At 68.2% G+C, this 13965-nt stretch carries 10 protein-coding genes; 6 read left to right on the forward strand and 4 right to left on the reverse strand.

Features of this window, described 5'->3' with window-relative positions; all coding sequences use genetic code 11:
• Nucleotides 1-138 precede the first annotated feature (138 nt).
• Nucleotides 139-1518: an acyclic terpene utilization AtuA family protein gene (locus ABL312_RS11505; protein WP_349357516.1), complete on the forward strand. Its 1380-nt coding sequence runs from the start codon at nt 139-141 to the stop codon at nt 1516-1518.
• On the forward strand, nt 1515-1844 hold the full coding sequence (locus tag ABL312_RS11510; RefSeq protein WP_349357517.1) for a DUF4387 domain-containing protein: 330 nt from the start codon (nt 1515-1517) through the stop codon (nt 1842-1844). The genes ABL312_RS11505 and ABL312_RS11510 overlap by 4 nt, the downstream gene beginning before the upstream one ends.
• A 24-nt stretch (nt 1845-1868) precedes the next feature.
• Here ABL312_RS11510 and ABL312_RS11515 read toward each other — a convergent pair whose 3' ends face one another.
• The 3 genes from ABL312_RS11515 to recA form a co-directional block, all read right to left on the reverse strand.
• Entirely contained in the window at nt 1869-3440 is a 1572-nt protein-coding gene (locus ABL312_RS11515; protein WP_349357518.1) for a cyclic nucleotide-gated ion channel, read from the reverse strand.
• Nucleotides 3441-3444: 4 nt separating this feature from the next.
• Nucleotides 3445-6123: an alanine--tRNA ligase gene (alaS, locus tag ABL312_RS11520; protein ID WP_349357519.1), complete on the reverse strand. Its 2679-nt coding sequence runs from the start codon at nt 6121-6123 to the stop codon at nt 3445-3447.
• Between the two features lie 416 nt (nt 6124-6539).
• Entirely contained in the window at nt 6540-7616 is a 1077-nt protein-coding gene (gene recA / locus ABL312_RS11525; protein WP_349357520.1) for a recombinase RecA, read from the reverse strand.
• 331 nt (nt 7617-7947) lie between these two features.
• Between recA and ABL312_RS11530 the strand changes: the two genes are divergently transcribed.
• Nucleotides 7948-8901, forward strand: coding sequence for a PfkB family carbohydrate kinase (locus ABL312_RS11530; RefSeq protein ID WP_349357521.1), 954 nt, complete (start codon nt 7948-7950; stop codon nt 8899-8901).
• 58 nt (nt 8902-8959) lie between these two features.
• Here the strand turns inward: ABL312_RS11530 and bcmE are convergent, their stop codons facing one another.
• On the reverse strand, nt 8960-10387 hold the full coding sequence (gene bcmE / locus ABL312_RS11535; RefSeq protein WP_349357522.1) for a thiamine pyridinylase: 1428 nt from the start codon (nt 10385-10387) through the stop codon (nt 8960-8962).
• Nucleotides 10388-10602: 215 nt separating this feature from the next.
• Between bcmE and ABL312_RS11540 the strand changes: the two genes are divergently transcribed.
• The 3 genes from ABL312_RS11540 to ABL312_RS11550 all read left to right on the forward strand — a co-directional run bounded on the left by ABL312_RS11540 (nt 10603) and on the right by ABL312_RS11550 (nt 13946).
• Entirely contained in the window at nt 10603-11547 is a 945-nt protein-coding gene (locus tag ABL312_RS11540; protein ID WP_349357523.1) for a pseudouridine-5'-phosphate glycosidase, read from the forward strand.
• 190 nt (nt 11548-11737) lie between these two features.
• Entirely contained in the window at nt 11738-12949 is a 1212-nt protein-coding gene (locus ABL312_RS11545) for a cell surface protein (protein ID WP_349357524.1), read from the forward strand.
• Nucleotides 12950-13010: 61 nt separating this feature from the next.
• Nucleotides 13011-13946, forward strand: a complete 936-nt coding sequence (locus ABL312_RS11550; RefSeq protein WP_349357525.1) for a DUF6384 family protein — start codon at nt 13011-13013, stop codon at nt 13944-13946.
• Nucleotides 13947-13965: the final 19 nt, after the last annotated feature.

Raw genomic sequence — 13965 nt, forward strand, 5'->3', positions numbered from 1 at the left:
GCATTCAACGCGCGCCTCTGCCGCGCCACCCTGAATTTTCCATTTTTTATCATGAAAACAATCACTTGAAAAAATTCTCCGGATTGGCACGTGCCGTGCTTGGCACCGGGTGAACTGCGTTCATATCGGAGAAGCCACATGAAATCGCTCAAGGTCATTTGTCCGAACGGACATCTGGGCTTCGCGCCCCTCAAGACGGAGAGCTTCCGCATCGGGGTCGACGCCGGACCCGACTACATCGCCGCCGACTCGGGCAGCGACGACATCGGCCCCGTGCCGCTGGGCAGCGACACCTGCGCAAGCCCCAGGGCCTGGCAGGAACACGACCTGGAGGCGATGCTCCTGGCCGCCCGCGAGACCGGAAAGCCGATGATCATCGGCTCGGCGGGCGACACGGGCTCCAACAGCCGCGTGGACATGTACGTCCAGATCATTCGCGACCTTGCGAAAAAGCACGGGCTCGCGCCGTTCAAGCTCGGCTGGTTCTATTCCGAGGTCGACAAGGAGATCGTGCGCGGCAAGATCCGTTCGGGCTCGCGCGTGCTCGGTCTCGACGGACGCGCGGACCTCGACGAGGCCGAACTCGACGCCTCCGAGCGCATCGTCGCCATGGCCGGCGTGCATCCCTTCCTGAAGCTCCTCAAAGAGGGCTGCGACGTCATCATCGGCGGGCGCGCCTCCGACAGCGCGGTCTTCGCCTCCGCCGCCCTGCACGAGGGCCATGCCGAGGCCGAGGCCTACTACCTCGGCAAGGTCCTGGAGTGCGCGTCGTTTTGCGCCGAGCCCTATGGCGCAAAGGAAACCGTGATGGGCGAGATCGCGCCGGGCAAGGTCGAGGTCACGGCCATGAGCCCCGACCAGCGCTGCACGATCGCCTCGGTCGCCGGCCACGCCATGTACGAGCGCTCCAACCCGTTCCACGAATATGTGGCCGGCGGTCTGCTCGACATGACCGACTGCCACTACGAACAGGTCGCGGAGAAGACCACCCGCGTCACCGGCATGCGGTTCGAGCCGGCCGACGAATTTCGCGTGAAGCTCGAGGGCTCGGGCAAGCTCGGCGAACGCTTCGTCGGCATGGCCGGCATTCGCGACCCCTACACGATCGCCCATGTGGACGACGTGATCGCCTGGGCCCGGGCGCAGGTGGTCGAGCGCTTCGGCGAGACCGGCTGGTCGCTGCATTACAATGTCTTCGGGCGAGACGGCATCATGGGCGAGATGGAGCCCCTGCGCGACAAGCCCGCGCACGAGCTGCTCGTGCTCGTCCAGGGCGTCGCCCCGACGCGGGAGATGGCGGAGGAACTCACCATGACCGGCACCCGCCAGCTCTTCTACGCCCGGCTGCCGGACGTCAAGGGCACCGCCGGCGGCGTGTCCTTTGTCTTCGACGAGGTGATGGAGGCAAGCCCCGCCTACCGCTGGACCGTGAACCACACCATGGCGGTCGACGATCCGCTCGACCTCTTTCCCACCTTCACCGAAACCGTCGGCGCAGATCACATGGAGACGGCATGATGGCCCCCCGCAAGCTGAGCGACCTCGCAAAGACCATCCGCTCGAAGAACGCGGGCACGGACAAGATCACCTTCGACGTGATCTTCCGCGAACGCGACGTCTACGAAGCGGTGAAACGCAGCCGGGTGCTCACCCGCGAAACCATCGCCGCGCTTTACCGCATCTCGGACAACCGGATCACGGATTTCGTGGAGTACGATCCGGCGAATGCCATCAAGTTCACGATCCTGCGGCCCCGCCCGAGCGGCAGCCCGGGCGATCCCGACATCTTCGGCGCCCAGCAATACGCTCCGCTGCTGGACATCGAGGTGCCGATCGACGCCTGACGGACTTCGGTGCGGCCCGCCGCCTCAGCGCGTCGGGCCGTCCGGGTCCGTTTCCGGCGTGCAATCGGACGCGGCGGCCGGATCGGTGCCGTCCTCTCGGTCTTGATCGGTGCCGGGCTCGGGAAACAGTTCGGCCTGCGTCGCGTCCGGTTCGCACGCCGCCGGGTCGTCGCGCACGGTTCCGTCCTCGAGCGGATCGGAGCCGACCAGTTCCTCCGGCACGATGTCGCCCGGCGCGAAGCCCCGGCGCCGGCGCTCGCGTACCTCGTCGAGGATCTTGCGCGCCACCTCCGGCTTGCTGTTCATCAGCCGGTGGAGGTCGCCGGCTTCCAGCACCATGAGCTGGGTCGCCTCCAGCGCCGTGACCGACGCCAGGCGCCGGCGTCCGCCCAGGATCGCCATCTCGCCGAAGAAGGCGCCCTCCTCCAGCCGGGCGCGCGTGTGATCGAGATCCACCTCGACCGCGCCGCGCGCGATGAAATACATGCTCGTCGCCTCCTCGCCAACGCGCGTGATCACCTGCCCGCCATCGACCGAGAGCGCGCGCAGCAGCTTGGCGATTTCCGCGATTTCCGAGGCTTTCAGGTCCTCGAACAGCGGCACGCTGGCCACCATGCCCCAGGTCACCACGAAATCGCGGGCATGGATCTCACGCGCGAACGCCGTCGCCACAATGCCGATGGGCAGCGCGAACAGCCCGTAGCCCATCAGCATGACGAGCCCGCCGAGCACCTTGCCGACCGCCGTCACCGGCGTGACGTCGCCGTAGCCGACCGTCGTGAGCGTGGCGAGCGCCCACCACATGGCATCGGGAATCGTGCCGAGTTTTTCAGGCTGCACGTCGCGTTCGACCAGATACATCGCCGTCGCCGCCAGCAGCATGACGCCGAAGATGATCACCAGGCTCGCGGCAAGGGCGTGACGCTCGCCGGCGATTGCATTGGCGAGCGAGCGCAGCGCCGGCGAATAGCGTGCAAGCTTGAAGAAGCGCAGCAGCCGCAGAACCACCAGCGCCTTGAAGTCGGCCGCCGGCAGCACGAAGCCGAGCAGAAAGGGCAGGACGGCCAGCAGATCGATGATCGCGGGCAGCTGGACCGCATAGCGCAGCCGCGCGGTCACGGGGCGAAGCCGGCGAAACGGCGGGTGCAGATCGGCCACCCAGAGCCGGGCCAGATATTCGATCAGAAAGGCGAGGCCCGCCGCGAATTCGAGGATCTGAAACGCATCGCGCCAGCGCGCCTCGATCGACGGCACCGTTTCCAGGACCACCAGGACCACGGTGGCGAAGATGAACACGACCAGCAGCCGGTCCACCCAGATGCCCTGCCGGTCGCCGGCCGATCCCAGTTCCAGCCAGCGGTAGAGCCGGCGCTTGGCGGGGCTCGCCTTGGCGAACACCCCGCTGGGGCGCGCGCCTTCCGTGATCCCGGCGCCGATGATGTCCAGCGGCTCCGCCTCGGGCGACGCCGTGCCGGGCTCCGACCCGGCCTGTGTCCCCCGAGAGCCCGAACGAGAGCCCGAAATCCCCTGCGCCCCTTCGGTCGATGTTTGCCGATCGGCGCCCGGTGTTTCGGAGCGTTCGCGACCGGCGGTCATGGCCTCAGGCCTCCGTCAGGCTCGCGCTGTCGGCCATCGCGGCGGCGATCGCCTCGAAGGCCTCGTCCGCCTTCGTGGCGTCGGTGCCACCGGCCTGCGCCATGTCGGGCCGGCCGCCGCCGCCCCGCCCGCCGAGCGCGGCCGAGCCGACGCGCACCAGATCGACCGCGTTGAAGCGCCCGGTCGCATCCTCCGTCACCGCGACGACGATCGAGGCCTTGTTGTCCTCGCCCTTGTTGATCAGCGCCACGACACCGGTGCCGACCTGCTGCTTCGCCTGATCGGCCAGACCCTTGAGGTCCTTGGGATTCAGCCCCTCCACGGCGCGCGCCATCAGCTTGACGCCGGCGACCTCGCGCAGGCCCGCGTCGCCGGCCTCGCCGCCGCCGCCCATCGCGAGCTTCTTGCGCGTGTCGGCGAGCTCGCGCTCCAGCTTGCGCTTTTCCTCGACAAGCGCGGCCACCCGGGCCGCCGCATCGCCGGGCGCGACCTTGAGCGCGGCGGCGATCTCGCGCACCCGCTGGTCCTGCTCGCCGAGATAGCGCCGCGCCGCATCGCCGGTGAGCGCCTCGATCCGCCGCACCCCGGCGGCGACCGCGCCTTCCGCGACCAGCGTCACCAGACCGATATCGCCGGTGCGTTGCACGTGGGTGCCGCCGCACAGTTCGAGCGAATAGGTCTTGCCCGTCTTGGACCCGCGGGTCGCCGTGCCCATAGACACGACGCGGACCTCCTCGCCGTATTTCTCGCCGAAGAGCGCCATGGCGCCCTGTTCGATGGCATCGTCGACGCCCATCAGGCGCGTTTCGACAGCCGCGTTCTGCAGAACGACCTCATTGGAAATCGCCTCGACCTCGCGCAGCTCCGCGTCCGACATCGGCTTGGGGTGAGAGAAGTCGAAACGCAGCCGGTCCGGGCCGACCAGCGAGCCCTTCTGCGCCACATGGGTGCCGAGCACCTCCCGCAGCGCCTCATGCACCAGATGGGTCGCTGAGTGGTTCGCCCGGATCGCGCCGCGCCGACGGCCGTCCACCTGCAGCTCGACCGCAAGCCCCACCGTCGCCTTGCCGGAGGTCACCGTCACCTCATGCAGGAACAGCCCGTCGGCCTTCTTCTGCGTGTCGTGCACGACAATCTCGAGCCCCTCGCCGCGGATGGTGCCGGTGTCTCCGACCTGACCGCCCGATTCGCCGTAGAAGGGCGTCTGGTTGAGGATCACGACCCCGCGCTCGCCCTCCTTCAGCTCCATGGTCTCCGCGCCGTCGCGGACCATGGCGGCGATCACGCCCTCCGCGGTCTCCGTGTCGTAGCCGAGAAAATCCGTCGCCCCCAGCCGCTCCTTGAGCGTGAACCAGACCGTATCGGTCGCGGCCTCGCCGGAGCCGGACCAGGCGGCGCGCGCCTCGGCCCGCTGGCGCTCCATGGCCGCCTTGAAGCCGTCGGTGTCGACCGAAATGCCGCGCGCGCGCAGCGCGTCCTGCGTCAGATCGAGCGGGAAGCCATAGGTGTCGTAGAGCTTGAAGGCGGTCTCGCCGTCGAACTCCGCGCCTTCGCCGAGATCGGCGCTGGCCTCGTCGAGCAGCGTCAGGCCGCGCGCCAGCGTCTTGCGGAAGCGGCTCTCCTCCAGCTTCAGCGTCTCGCTGATCAGCGCTTCCGCGCGGCCGAGCTCCGGATAGGCACGCCCCATCTCGCGCACCAGCGTCGGCACGAGCCGCCACATCAGCGGATCCTCGGCACCGAGCAGATGCGCGTGACGCATGGCGCGGCGCATGATCCGACGCAGCACATAGCCCCGCCCTTCGTTGGAGGGCAGGACGCCATCGGCGATCAGGAAGCTCGCCGAGCGCAGATGATCGGCGATCACCCGGTGGCTCGCCGCCGCAGCCCCCTCGGCCTCAACGCCGATTGCGTTTTCCGACGCGGCGATCAGCGCGCGGAACAGGTCGATGTCGTAGTTGTCATGCACGCCCTGAAGCACGGCGGCGATGCGCTCCAGCCCCATGCCCGTGTCGATGGACGGACGCGGCAGCGCGACCCGCTCGTCGGGCAGCTGCTCATACTGCATGAAGACGAGATTCCAGATCTCGATGAAGCGGTCGCCGTCTTCTTCGGCCGAGCCCGGAGGCCCGCCCCAGATGTGCTCGCCATGATCGTAGAAGATTTCCGAACACGGACCGCACGGACCGGTGTCGCCCATCGCCCAGAAATTATCGGAGGTCGCGATGCGCAGGATCTTGTCGTCGGAGAGCCCGGCGATGCGCTTCCACAGGTCGAAGGCCTCGTCGTCCTCGGCGTAGACGGTGACGAGCAGCTTGTCCTTCGGCAGCCCGAACTCCTTGGTGATCAGATTCCAGGCCAGCTCGATCGCCCGGTCCTTGAAATAGTCGCCGAAGGAGAAATTGCCGAGCATCTCGAAGAACGTGTGATGCCGGGCGGTGTAGCCGACATTGTCGAGATCGTTGTGCTTGCCGCCGGCGCGCACGCACTTCTGGGAGCTCGCGGCGCGGCGATAGTCGCGCGTTTCCAGACCGGTGAAGAGGTTCTTGAAGGGAACCATGCCGGCGTTGGTGAACATCAAGGTGGGATCGTTGCGCGGCACCAGCGGGCCCGAGGGGACGACCTCATGCCCGTTCTTGGCGAAATAGTCGAGAAATGCCGTCCGGATTTCGTTTACACCGCTCATGAAGCTGCCATCCACTGCGCCGGGCGCTCGCCGCCGCACACCCGTGGGGCGCATGCTCCTCGCGGTCGGGACCGGCCGGCGTCGGACAGGCGCCCGGGCGTGCGAGAAGGCGAAGCGAGCGCGAACCTTCGATCTTTCGCCGCTTGTAGCCCTGCACCGGCCCCAAGTCCAGCGCGGGACGCGTGCGGCGAAGCAGTCGAAAGAGCGGGCGGCGAAACGAGCAGCCGCCGCCCCCCTTGAGCATTCACCGGCCTGTTCGAAGGAGAACCGGGCGCCCGGCCCCGCCCTGTACGGCCCCGCCGGTTGTGGCGCCAGGTCGACGCACGAGCACGGTGCATCTGAAAGACTTGAGGCGACAGACACTCGGACGCCCGCCCGCAGTCCGCGTCGATGCGGATCGCGGGCGGTGAAGGTCCTTATTCGGCGTCGCCGTCGCCATCGCCCTCGGAGAAGGCGTCGGTGATCTTGTCGGCGATCAGGCCCGCGTTCTGGCGAATGGCCAGCTCGATCTCGTCGGCGATCTCGGGGTTTTCGCGCAGGAACTGCTTGGAGTTCTCCCGCCCCTGCCCGAGCCGCTGGCTGTTGTAGGAGAACCAGGCGCCGGACTTCTCGACGATCCCGCCCTTGACGCCGAGATCGAGCAATTCGCCCATCTTCGACACGCCCTCGCCGTAGATGATGTCGAACTCGACCTGGCGGAACGGCGGGGCCAGCTTGTTCTTGACCACTTTGACACGGGTCTGGTTGCCAACGACCTCGTCGCGGTCCTTGATCGCCCCGATGCGGCGGATGTCGAGACGCACGGAGGCGTAGAACTTGAGCGCGTTGCCGCCGGTCGTGGTCTCGGGCGAGCCGAACATGACGCCGATCTTCATGCGGATCTGGTTGATGAAGATCACCATGCACTTGGAGCGCGAGATCGAGGCGGTGAGCTTGCGCAGCGCCTGGCTCATCAGCCGCGCCTGCATGCCCGGCAGGCTGTCGCCCATCTCGCCCTCGAGCTCCGCCTTCGGCGTCAGCGCCGCGACCGAGTCGACCACCAGCACGTCAATGGCGCCGGAGCGCACCAGCGTGTCGGCGATCTCGAGCGCCTGCTCGCCGGCATCGGGCTGCGAAATCAGCAGGTCGTCGATGTTGACGCCGAGCTTGCGCGCATAGACGGGATCGAGCGCGTGCTCCGCGTCGATGAAGGCGCAGATGCCGCCGGTCTTCTGCGCTTCCGCCACCGTGTGCAGCGCCAGCGTGGTCTTGCCCGAGGATTCCGGTCCGTAGATCTCCACGATGCGCCCGCGCGGCAGACCGCCGACGCCCAGCGCGATGTCGAGACCGAGCGAGCCGGTGGACACCGTCTGCACCTCGACGACCTGGCCCTGCCCCATCTTCATGATGGAGCCCTTGCCGAACGCGCGCTCGATTTGCGAAAGGGCGGCGTCCAGCGCCTTCGTCTTGTCCATTTGAATGCCTTCGACCAAGCGGAGTGAATTCTGTGCCATCTGCGTGCATTCCTTATTCCATGCCAGGGCCGGCGATTCAAACTCCGCTTTTGTACCTTATTTGTTCTCATTGCGCAACGACGATTAAATTATTGATATCGCGATATGTTTCATAGTATGTTCAAAATATGTTCTCCGCAGCGCCGGCGCGCCGATCGGAAACGCGACGGCACGGTCGCGTCGTGGACCCGGACGCAGGGCAGAATCAGCCTTCGCGCCAGGGGCCGCGCCCGGGCTATAGGAAAGGTCCCGAGCCGCGCGATCCCGGCGCGCCGACGCCCGCCCGGCGGCGTCCCCGGAGAGCCCGACACGCCGTGAGAGGACAGCCGTCATGCCGATAGCCGCCTTCGGCGCCATTCATCTCGACACGCTGGCGCGCGGATCGCGCCAAATCGCCCGCGATACGTCGACGCCGGCCCGGCTATCGGCGCGCCCCGGCGGGGTTGCCGCCAATGTGGCGACCGCCGCCGCGCGGCTTGGCGCAAGCGCGGCGCTCGTGGGCCGGGTCGGTCGCGATCCCGAGGGCGACAGCCTGCTGGCGCGGCTCGCCGGGGCCGGTGTCGACACGCGGGCCATTGGGCGGAGCGACCAACACCCGACCGGCCGCTACATCGCGCTGCACGACCCCGACGGCACGCTTGCGGCGGCCGTCGTCGACAGCGCCATCACCGATGCGCTGCGGCCCGGCGATCTCGATGCCGACGCGCCTTCGGTCGCGGACGCGGGGCTCTGGTTTCTGGAGGCCAATCTGCCCTCCCCCGTGCTCAACGAACTGGCGGCGCGCGGCGGCAGGCGCCGCCGTTGCCTGGTCGCCGACACCGTGTCGCGGGCCAAGGCGCCGCGTCTGGCGGCCCTGCTGCCGCGCCTCGATCTTCTTCTGTGCAATCGCGGCGAAGCGGCGGCATTGGTGGCCGCGCTGCGCGGGGAGCCCGGTGCACGCCGTCAGGCCGATGCGGATCTGCCGCCCCCGGCGGAGCTTGCAATCGCCTTGCGCGCGGGAGGGCTTGCCGCTTGCGTGATCAGCGACGGCGCGGGGCCCGCGACGCTCGCCGACGCGACCGGCATCCACACGCTGGCGACGCCCTCCGGCCCCATCGTCGACGTGACCGGCGCGGGCGACGCGCTGATCGCCGGCACGCTCGTCGGCCTCGACAGGGGATGGCCGCTCGCCGATGCGGTGCGCGCCGGCCAGGCCGCCGCCGCCCTCGCGCTGCAGGCCGAAGGGGCCGCCCCGCCGACGCTGACCTGGCCGGCCGTCGAAACGGCGATGGGGCGGACGGCCTGACGCCGCCCGCCCGTTGTCGTGCCTCGACCGCCGGATCGCGAAGATCGGGCCGCCAAGGTCAGCGCTTCTCGCGTTCCACGCCGACGCTGATCAGGCTCGGCGTCGCCTGCACCGGACAGGCGTTGCAACCGCACACCGATCCGCCCGTCGCCGCCGGCGGGTCGTTGGTCCATTGCCCGTTCCATCCCCCGTGCGACGAGCAGGTCTGATCGCAGATCGCAGCGGCTGCCGAATTGTCGGGAATGACGGTGGCCGCCTTGAAATCGCAACCGCAGGGAAAATTCTCCCGCGCATCGCTGCGGATCACGCCCTTCATCGACGACAGCCAGTCGCGCGCGTCGGCATCGAGGGTGAACAGCAGCGGATCGTTGCCGGTCACCAGTCCATGCATCTTCTGATAGATCGGGAACTGGGCTCCCAGCGTCTGGAAGGCGCTGGTGCGGGTGACCATCAGATACTGCGGGCGCGGCTCGCTCGCCGTCGCGCCGACGCTGGCGACCATCGTGTCGGAACTGGCCATCACATTGGCGAGCTTCACCGCCATGTCGCGCGTCCCGCGCGCCACCGTCGTCGTGTTCACGCCGATCACATCGGCATAGAAGAGCGGCCGCTGGGTGCCGTCTCCGAAGGGCATCACCTTGAAGGCGATGGTGGAGAGCGTCGCATCGCTCATCTGGCTCATGGATTCCGTGTAGCCGATGGTCGCGCGGCCGAAGCCCTCGCTGAACCACTCCGCCCGCTCGTATTCCCCGGCGGTCGGCACGGTCGCGTTGAAGAAGCTGGAGGTGGCGAGCAACTGGCGCTGATCGGCGACCGCATCGGTGTTGAGGCTCTGCTCGTTCGGCGGCAGCGGCAGCGGATAGGTGCCGGTGAGCCCATGGGCGATGTCGAGATAGAGCGCGGCATTGGTGGTGCCGCCGGACATGTCCAGCATCAGCCCGCGCCGGTCCGGCGGGATCTGGCTGGTGAAGGTGCATTGGTTGAGCGTGCCGGTCACCTCGTCGAAGGTCGTCGCATTGGCGAGTTGCTGGTCGTCCTCCTTGTAAAACAGCACATTGGAGCAGCCGAGCAGCGGCAGCGCATAATAGTTGCCCTGATATTGCACGCCCTCGCGCGCATAGTCGACGAAGTCGCCGGCATTCTGCACTTCGTTCGGGGCGATGGATTCCAGAAAGCCGTTGGCGCGAAAGTCATTGAAGAACATCGCGTCGAAGACGAAGACATCGACGTTGTCGGGCGGGTTCATGGAGTATCCGCCGTCCCATTGGTCCTTCGGCACGAAGTCGAGCGTCACACCCGGCTCGACCGCCGCCCAGGCGGAGGTGATGGCCGTTACGAACTGCTCGTAACGCGGCACGTAAGGGTAGAGCGCGACGGTGAGCGTTTCCGCCCGCGCCGGCGCCGGGGCCGCAAGCATGCCCCCCGACAGCACGGCCACGGCCACGCCCCCCAGCACGGTACGGACGATATTCGGCAGCTTGACCATGTTTATTCCTCCACTCCTCGGAACGGCCTGAACGACTGGCAGCTTGACGCAATTGCAATCTGGAAACGTATAACGAATGTAACACATCCATTGATTGATTCCCACGACAGCGCGCGCGGTCCGCGAACCGCGCTCGCAATCCCTCGACGCCGGGGGCGCGGCTGCGTATAGGTGGACCCGGCGCACGCGCCGGACAGCACGCACCGGAACGGATCATGTCCCAGACAACAGACAGAAACGCCCTCGCTGGCCCGCCGCTCCTCTTCAGCGAGGAGGTGGCCGACGCCCGCGCACAGGGGCGCCCGCTGGTCGCGCTGGAATCCACCATCATCACCCACGGCATGCCCTGGCCGAAGAACGCGGAGACGGCGCGCATGGTGGAGGCCGACATCCGCGCCGAAGGCGCCGTTCCGGCGACCGTCGCGGCGCTCGACGGCAAGCTTCACATCGGCCTGTCCGAGGGCACGCTGGAGCGGCTGGCGGAGGCCACGGACGCGATGAAATGCTCGCGCGCGGATCTCGCCATCGCACTCGCCACCGGGCGCACCGGCTCGACCACGGTCGCCGCGACCATGATGGCCGCCCATGCGGCGGGAATCGCGGTCTTCGCCACCGGCGGCATCGGCGGTGTGCATCGCGGCGCGGAAGCGAGCTTCGACGTCTCCGCCGATCTGGACGAACTGGCGCGCACGCCCGTCTGCGTGGTCGCCGCCGGGGCCAAGGCGCTGCTCGATCTGCCCAAGACTCTGGAGGTGCTGGAAACCCGCGGCGTGCCGGTGATCGCCCATGGCACGGACGCGTTTCCCGCCTTCTGGTCGCGCGACAGCGGGCTCCCCGCCCCCTTTCGCATGGACGAGCCGCACGCCATTGCCCGGCTGCTGCACATGCGCCGCGCGCTCGGCGGGCATGGCGGCGTGCTGATCGCCAATCCGGTGCCGGAGGCCGACGAGATCCCGGCCGACGAAATGGCGGCGGTGATCGACAAGGCGGTGCAGATGGCCGCGCGGCGCGGCATCGCCGGCAAGCAGGTCACACCCTTCATCCTGTCCGCGATCTACGAACTGACGCAAGGGCGCAGCCTCGCCACCAACATCGCGCTGGTGCGCAACAACGCGCGGCTTGCCGCGCGCATCGCCGCGGCCGATCTCGCGACCGGGTGACGGGCCGGCCGGCCCTGCGCCCCGCCGTCGCGGACGGACGATCCCCCGAAGGCGGCGTGGACGTGTTCCTGTCGCATTTTCTATGCTTAACTCCAACGCACCGAAGCCGGCGGCACGATGACCGCGACGGCCTCGCACCGGGCCCGGATACGCGGCACCGCTTGAGCGATACAGGACAGGGAACACGGGGATGTCTCAGACGATGGATCAGCCGGAGATGGCGACGGGCAACGCAACGGGGACGGCCCTGTCGCCGATGCAGTATCTGGACCGGGCCATGGGCGCCCTGCGGGACATGGGCCTGATGCCGGACGGCGTCGCCGAAGCCCCGATCAACGCGCTGCTGGAGCAGATTTCCGATCTGTCGCCCGACAGGATCGCCGTCATCACCCGCACGCTCGGCCAGGCGCAGACCTTCAACGAGGTGGTGCGCAACGAGATCCAGGCGATGTCCATCGGCGAGCGCTACGAGGCGATCACCGAGGCGTTCAACTCGATCCGCGACGACGCCAAGGGCATGGTCGACCAGCTCGCCGACGGCAAGATCTCCTTCTTCGAGAACCTGTCGAACAAGTGGCGCGACATGACGCGCGGCACGATCTCCGACCGCTTCGGCAAGATCCGCGACACCTACACCGACGTCGCCCGCGACACCAAGGATCAGATCGAGCGCGAGCGCCGCATTCTCGAGGCCTACCGCGATTTCCGTGGCGCGCTGAAACAGGCCGAGGTGCTGGCGCTGGAGGTGCTCGACACCGCGACCGCCCGCCTCGAGGCGGCGAAGACCGAGCTGGAGACGGCCAACACCGCCGTGGAGGCCCACCCGAGCGACGACGCCGCCGGCAAGGCGCGGCTGGAGCTTGCCCGCGACGAAACCATGCGCGCCATGCAGGACGAGGAAAAGCGCTACCAGATCGCCAAGGACCTCTCCGACAACCTCACCATCGGCTACAACACGTCGGAAGTGATCATGGCGCGTCTGATGCAGACGACCAACGCCAAGGAACGCATCTATGCGCAGTCGGTGAGCTTCTTCTCCACCAATGATTCGGTGCTGACGGCGCTCAACGCCTCCTTCACCGGGCTGCACGGGCTGCATGAGTCGACCGAAACGCTGAACGCGATGAAGGACGGCGTGTCGAAGTCGCTGGAAACGCTCGCCGATATCGGCGACGCGGTGCAGGAAGCCGCGCTCAAGGCCGGCTACGGCCCGACCGTTCAGGCGGCCGCCGTGAAGAAGCTCGTCGACTCGGTCGTCAACTTCCAGGTCCACTCCCGCGAGATCATCGCCGAGATGCGCGTTCAGTCGACGAAGAACTCCGAGGAGATCCGCGACGCGGTGGAGGACGGCAAGCGCCGTCTTGCCAAGCTGGCCGCGCAAGGCAACATGATCGGCGCCTGAGCCACGCGCGCCGGGCGATCCCCGGCGCGCCCCATCCGGATCCGCGAACGGGAGCGTATCGATGCCCGCCGAGTCCGCCAGGAAGGCGCCGCTTGACGAACTGATGATGGCGATGGACGTCGTGGACACGCTGCGCCACGACGAACGCATTGCCTTGAAGGAACTCGACGCCGACGCCCGCGACGCGGCCATGATCACCCGGCTCCGGGAGATCTACGAAAGCCAGGGCATCGAGGTCTCCGACCGCATCCTGCAAGAGGGCGTCGAGAGCCTGAAGCAGAACCGCTTCGTCTATGCGCCGCCGGCCGCCGGCTTTCAGCGCACGCTGGCCATGCTCTATGTCACCCGCGCGCGCTGGGGCAAATGGCTGCTCATCGCGCTGGTGCTGCTGGTCGCGGCCGGTCTCGCCTGGCGGTTCCTGGTCGTTCAGCCGCGCGAGCGCGCGGCGGAGGCGCTGCGCATCGAACTGACGCAGACGCTGCCGGCCGATCTCGCGGCGCTCGCCGGGCGCATCTCCGAGGTGGCGGAGACGGACGTGCCGCTCGAGCGCGCGCAAACGCTCGTGGCACGCGGTCAGGCAGCCGCCGCCGACGGCAACGCGGACGCCGCGCGTTCAGCCCTTGCGGATTTGCGCGCGCTCGAGGCGCGCCTTCTCGAAACCTTCGAGGTGCGCATCGTCTCCCGCCCCGGCGTGCCGACCGGCGTCACCCGCATTCCCGACGCCAATCGCGCGGCGCGCAACACCTATCTGGTGGTCGAGGCGATCGGCCCCGACGGCACCGCCCTGCCGCGCGAGATCACCTCGGAGGAAACCGGCGAGACCTCGACGGTGACCCTTTGGGCGCAGCGCGTGCCGCAAAGCACCTTCGACGCGGTGCGCCGGGACAAGGAAGCCGACGGCATCGTTCAGGACGCGCTGCTTGGCACCAAGGTGCGCGGGCGGCTGGAGCCGACCTGGCGCGCGGCGGTCGAGCAGGGCGCGATCACGCAATGGTAACCGCCCGACGCACCGGCCC

Origin of the sequence: Stappia sp. (genome assembly GCF_040110915.1) — a bacterium.
Classification (GTDB): Bacteria; Pseudomonadota; Alphaproteobacteria; order Rhizobiales; family Stappiaceae; genus Stappia.

What these genes read in the sequence shown, in the direction of transcription:
- ABL312_RS11505 (WP_349357516.1), top strand. Translation starts at nt 139, where the DNA reads ATGAAATCGCTCAAGGTCATTTGTCCGAACGGACATCTGGGCTTCGCG.
- ABL312_RS11545 (WP_349357524.1), top strand. Translation starts at nt 11,738, where the DNA reads ATGTCTCAGACGATGGATCAGCCGGAGATGGCGACGGGCAACGCAACG.
- ABL312_RS11550 (WP_349357525.1), top strand. Translation starts at nt 13,011, where the DNA reads ATGCCCGCCGAGTCCGCCAGGAAGGCGCCGCTTGACGAACTGATGATG.
- alaS (WP_349357519.1), bottom strand. Translation starts at nt 6,123, where the DNA reads ATGAGCGGTGTAAACGAAATCCGGACGGCATTTCTCGACTATTTCGCC.
- recA (WP_349357520.1), bottom strand. Translation starts at nt 7,616, where the DNA reads ATGGCACAGAATTCACTCCGCTTGGTCGAAGGCATTCAAATGGACAAG.
- ABL312_RS11530 (WP_349357521.1), top strand. Translation starts at nt 7,948, where the DNA reads ATGCCGATAGCCGCCTTCGGCGCCATTCATCTCGACACGCTGGCGCGC.
- ABL312_RS11540 (WP_349357523.1), top strand. Translation starts at nt 10,603, where the DNA reads ATGTCCCAGACAACAGACAGAAACGCCCTCGCTGGCCCGCCGCTCCTC.
- ABL312_RS11515 (WP_349357518.1), bottom strand. Translation starts at nt 3,440, where the DNA reads ATGACCGCCGGTCGCGAACGCTCCGAAACACCGGGCGCCGATCGGCAA.
- bcmE (WP_349357522.1), bottom strand. Translation starts at nt 10,387, where the DNA reads ATGGTCAAGCTGCCGAATATCGTCCGTACCGTGCTGGGGGGCGTGGCC.
- ABL312_RS11510 (WP_349357517.1), top strand. Translation starts at nt 1,515, where the DNA reads ATGATGGCCCCCCGCAAGCTGAGCGACCTCGCAAAGACCATCCGCTCG.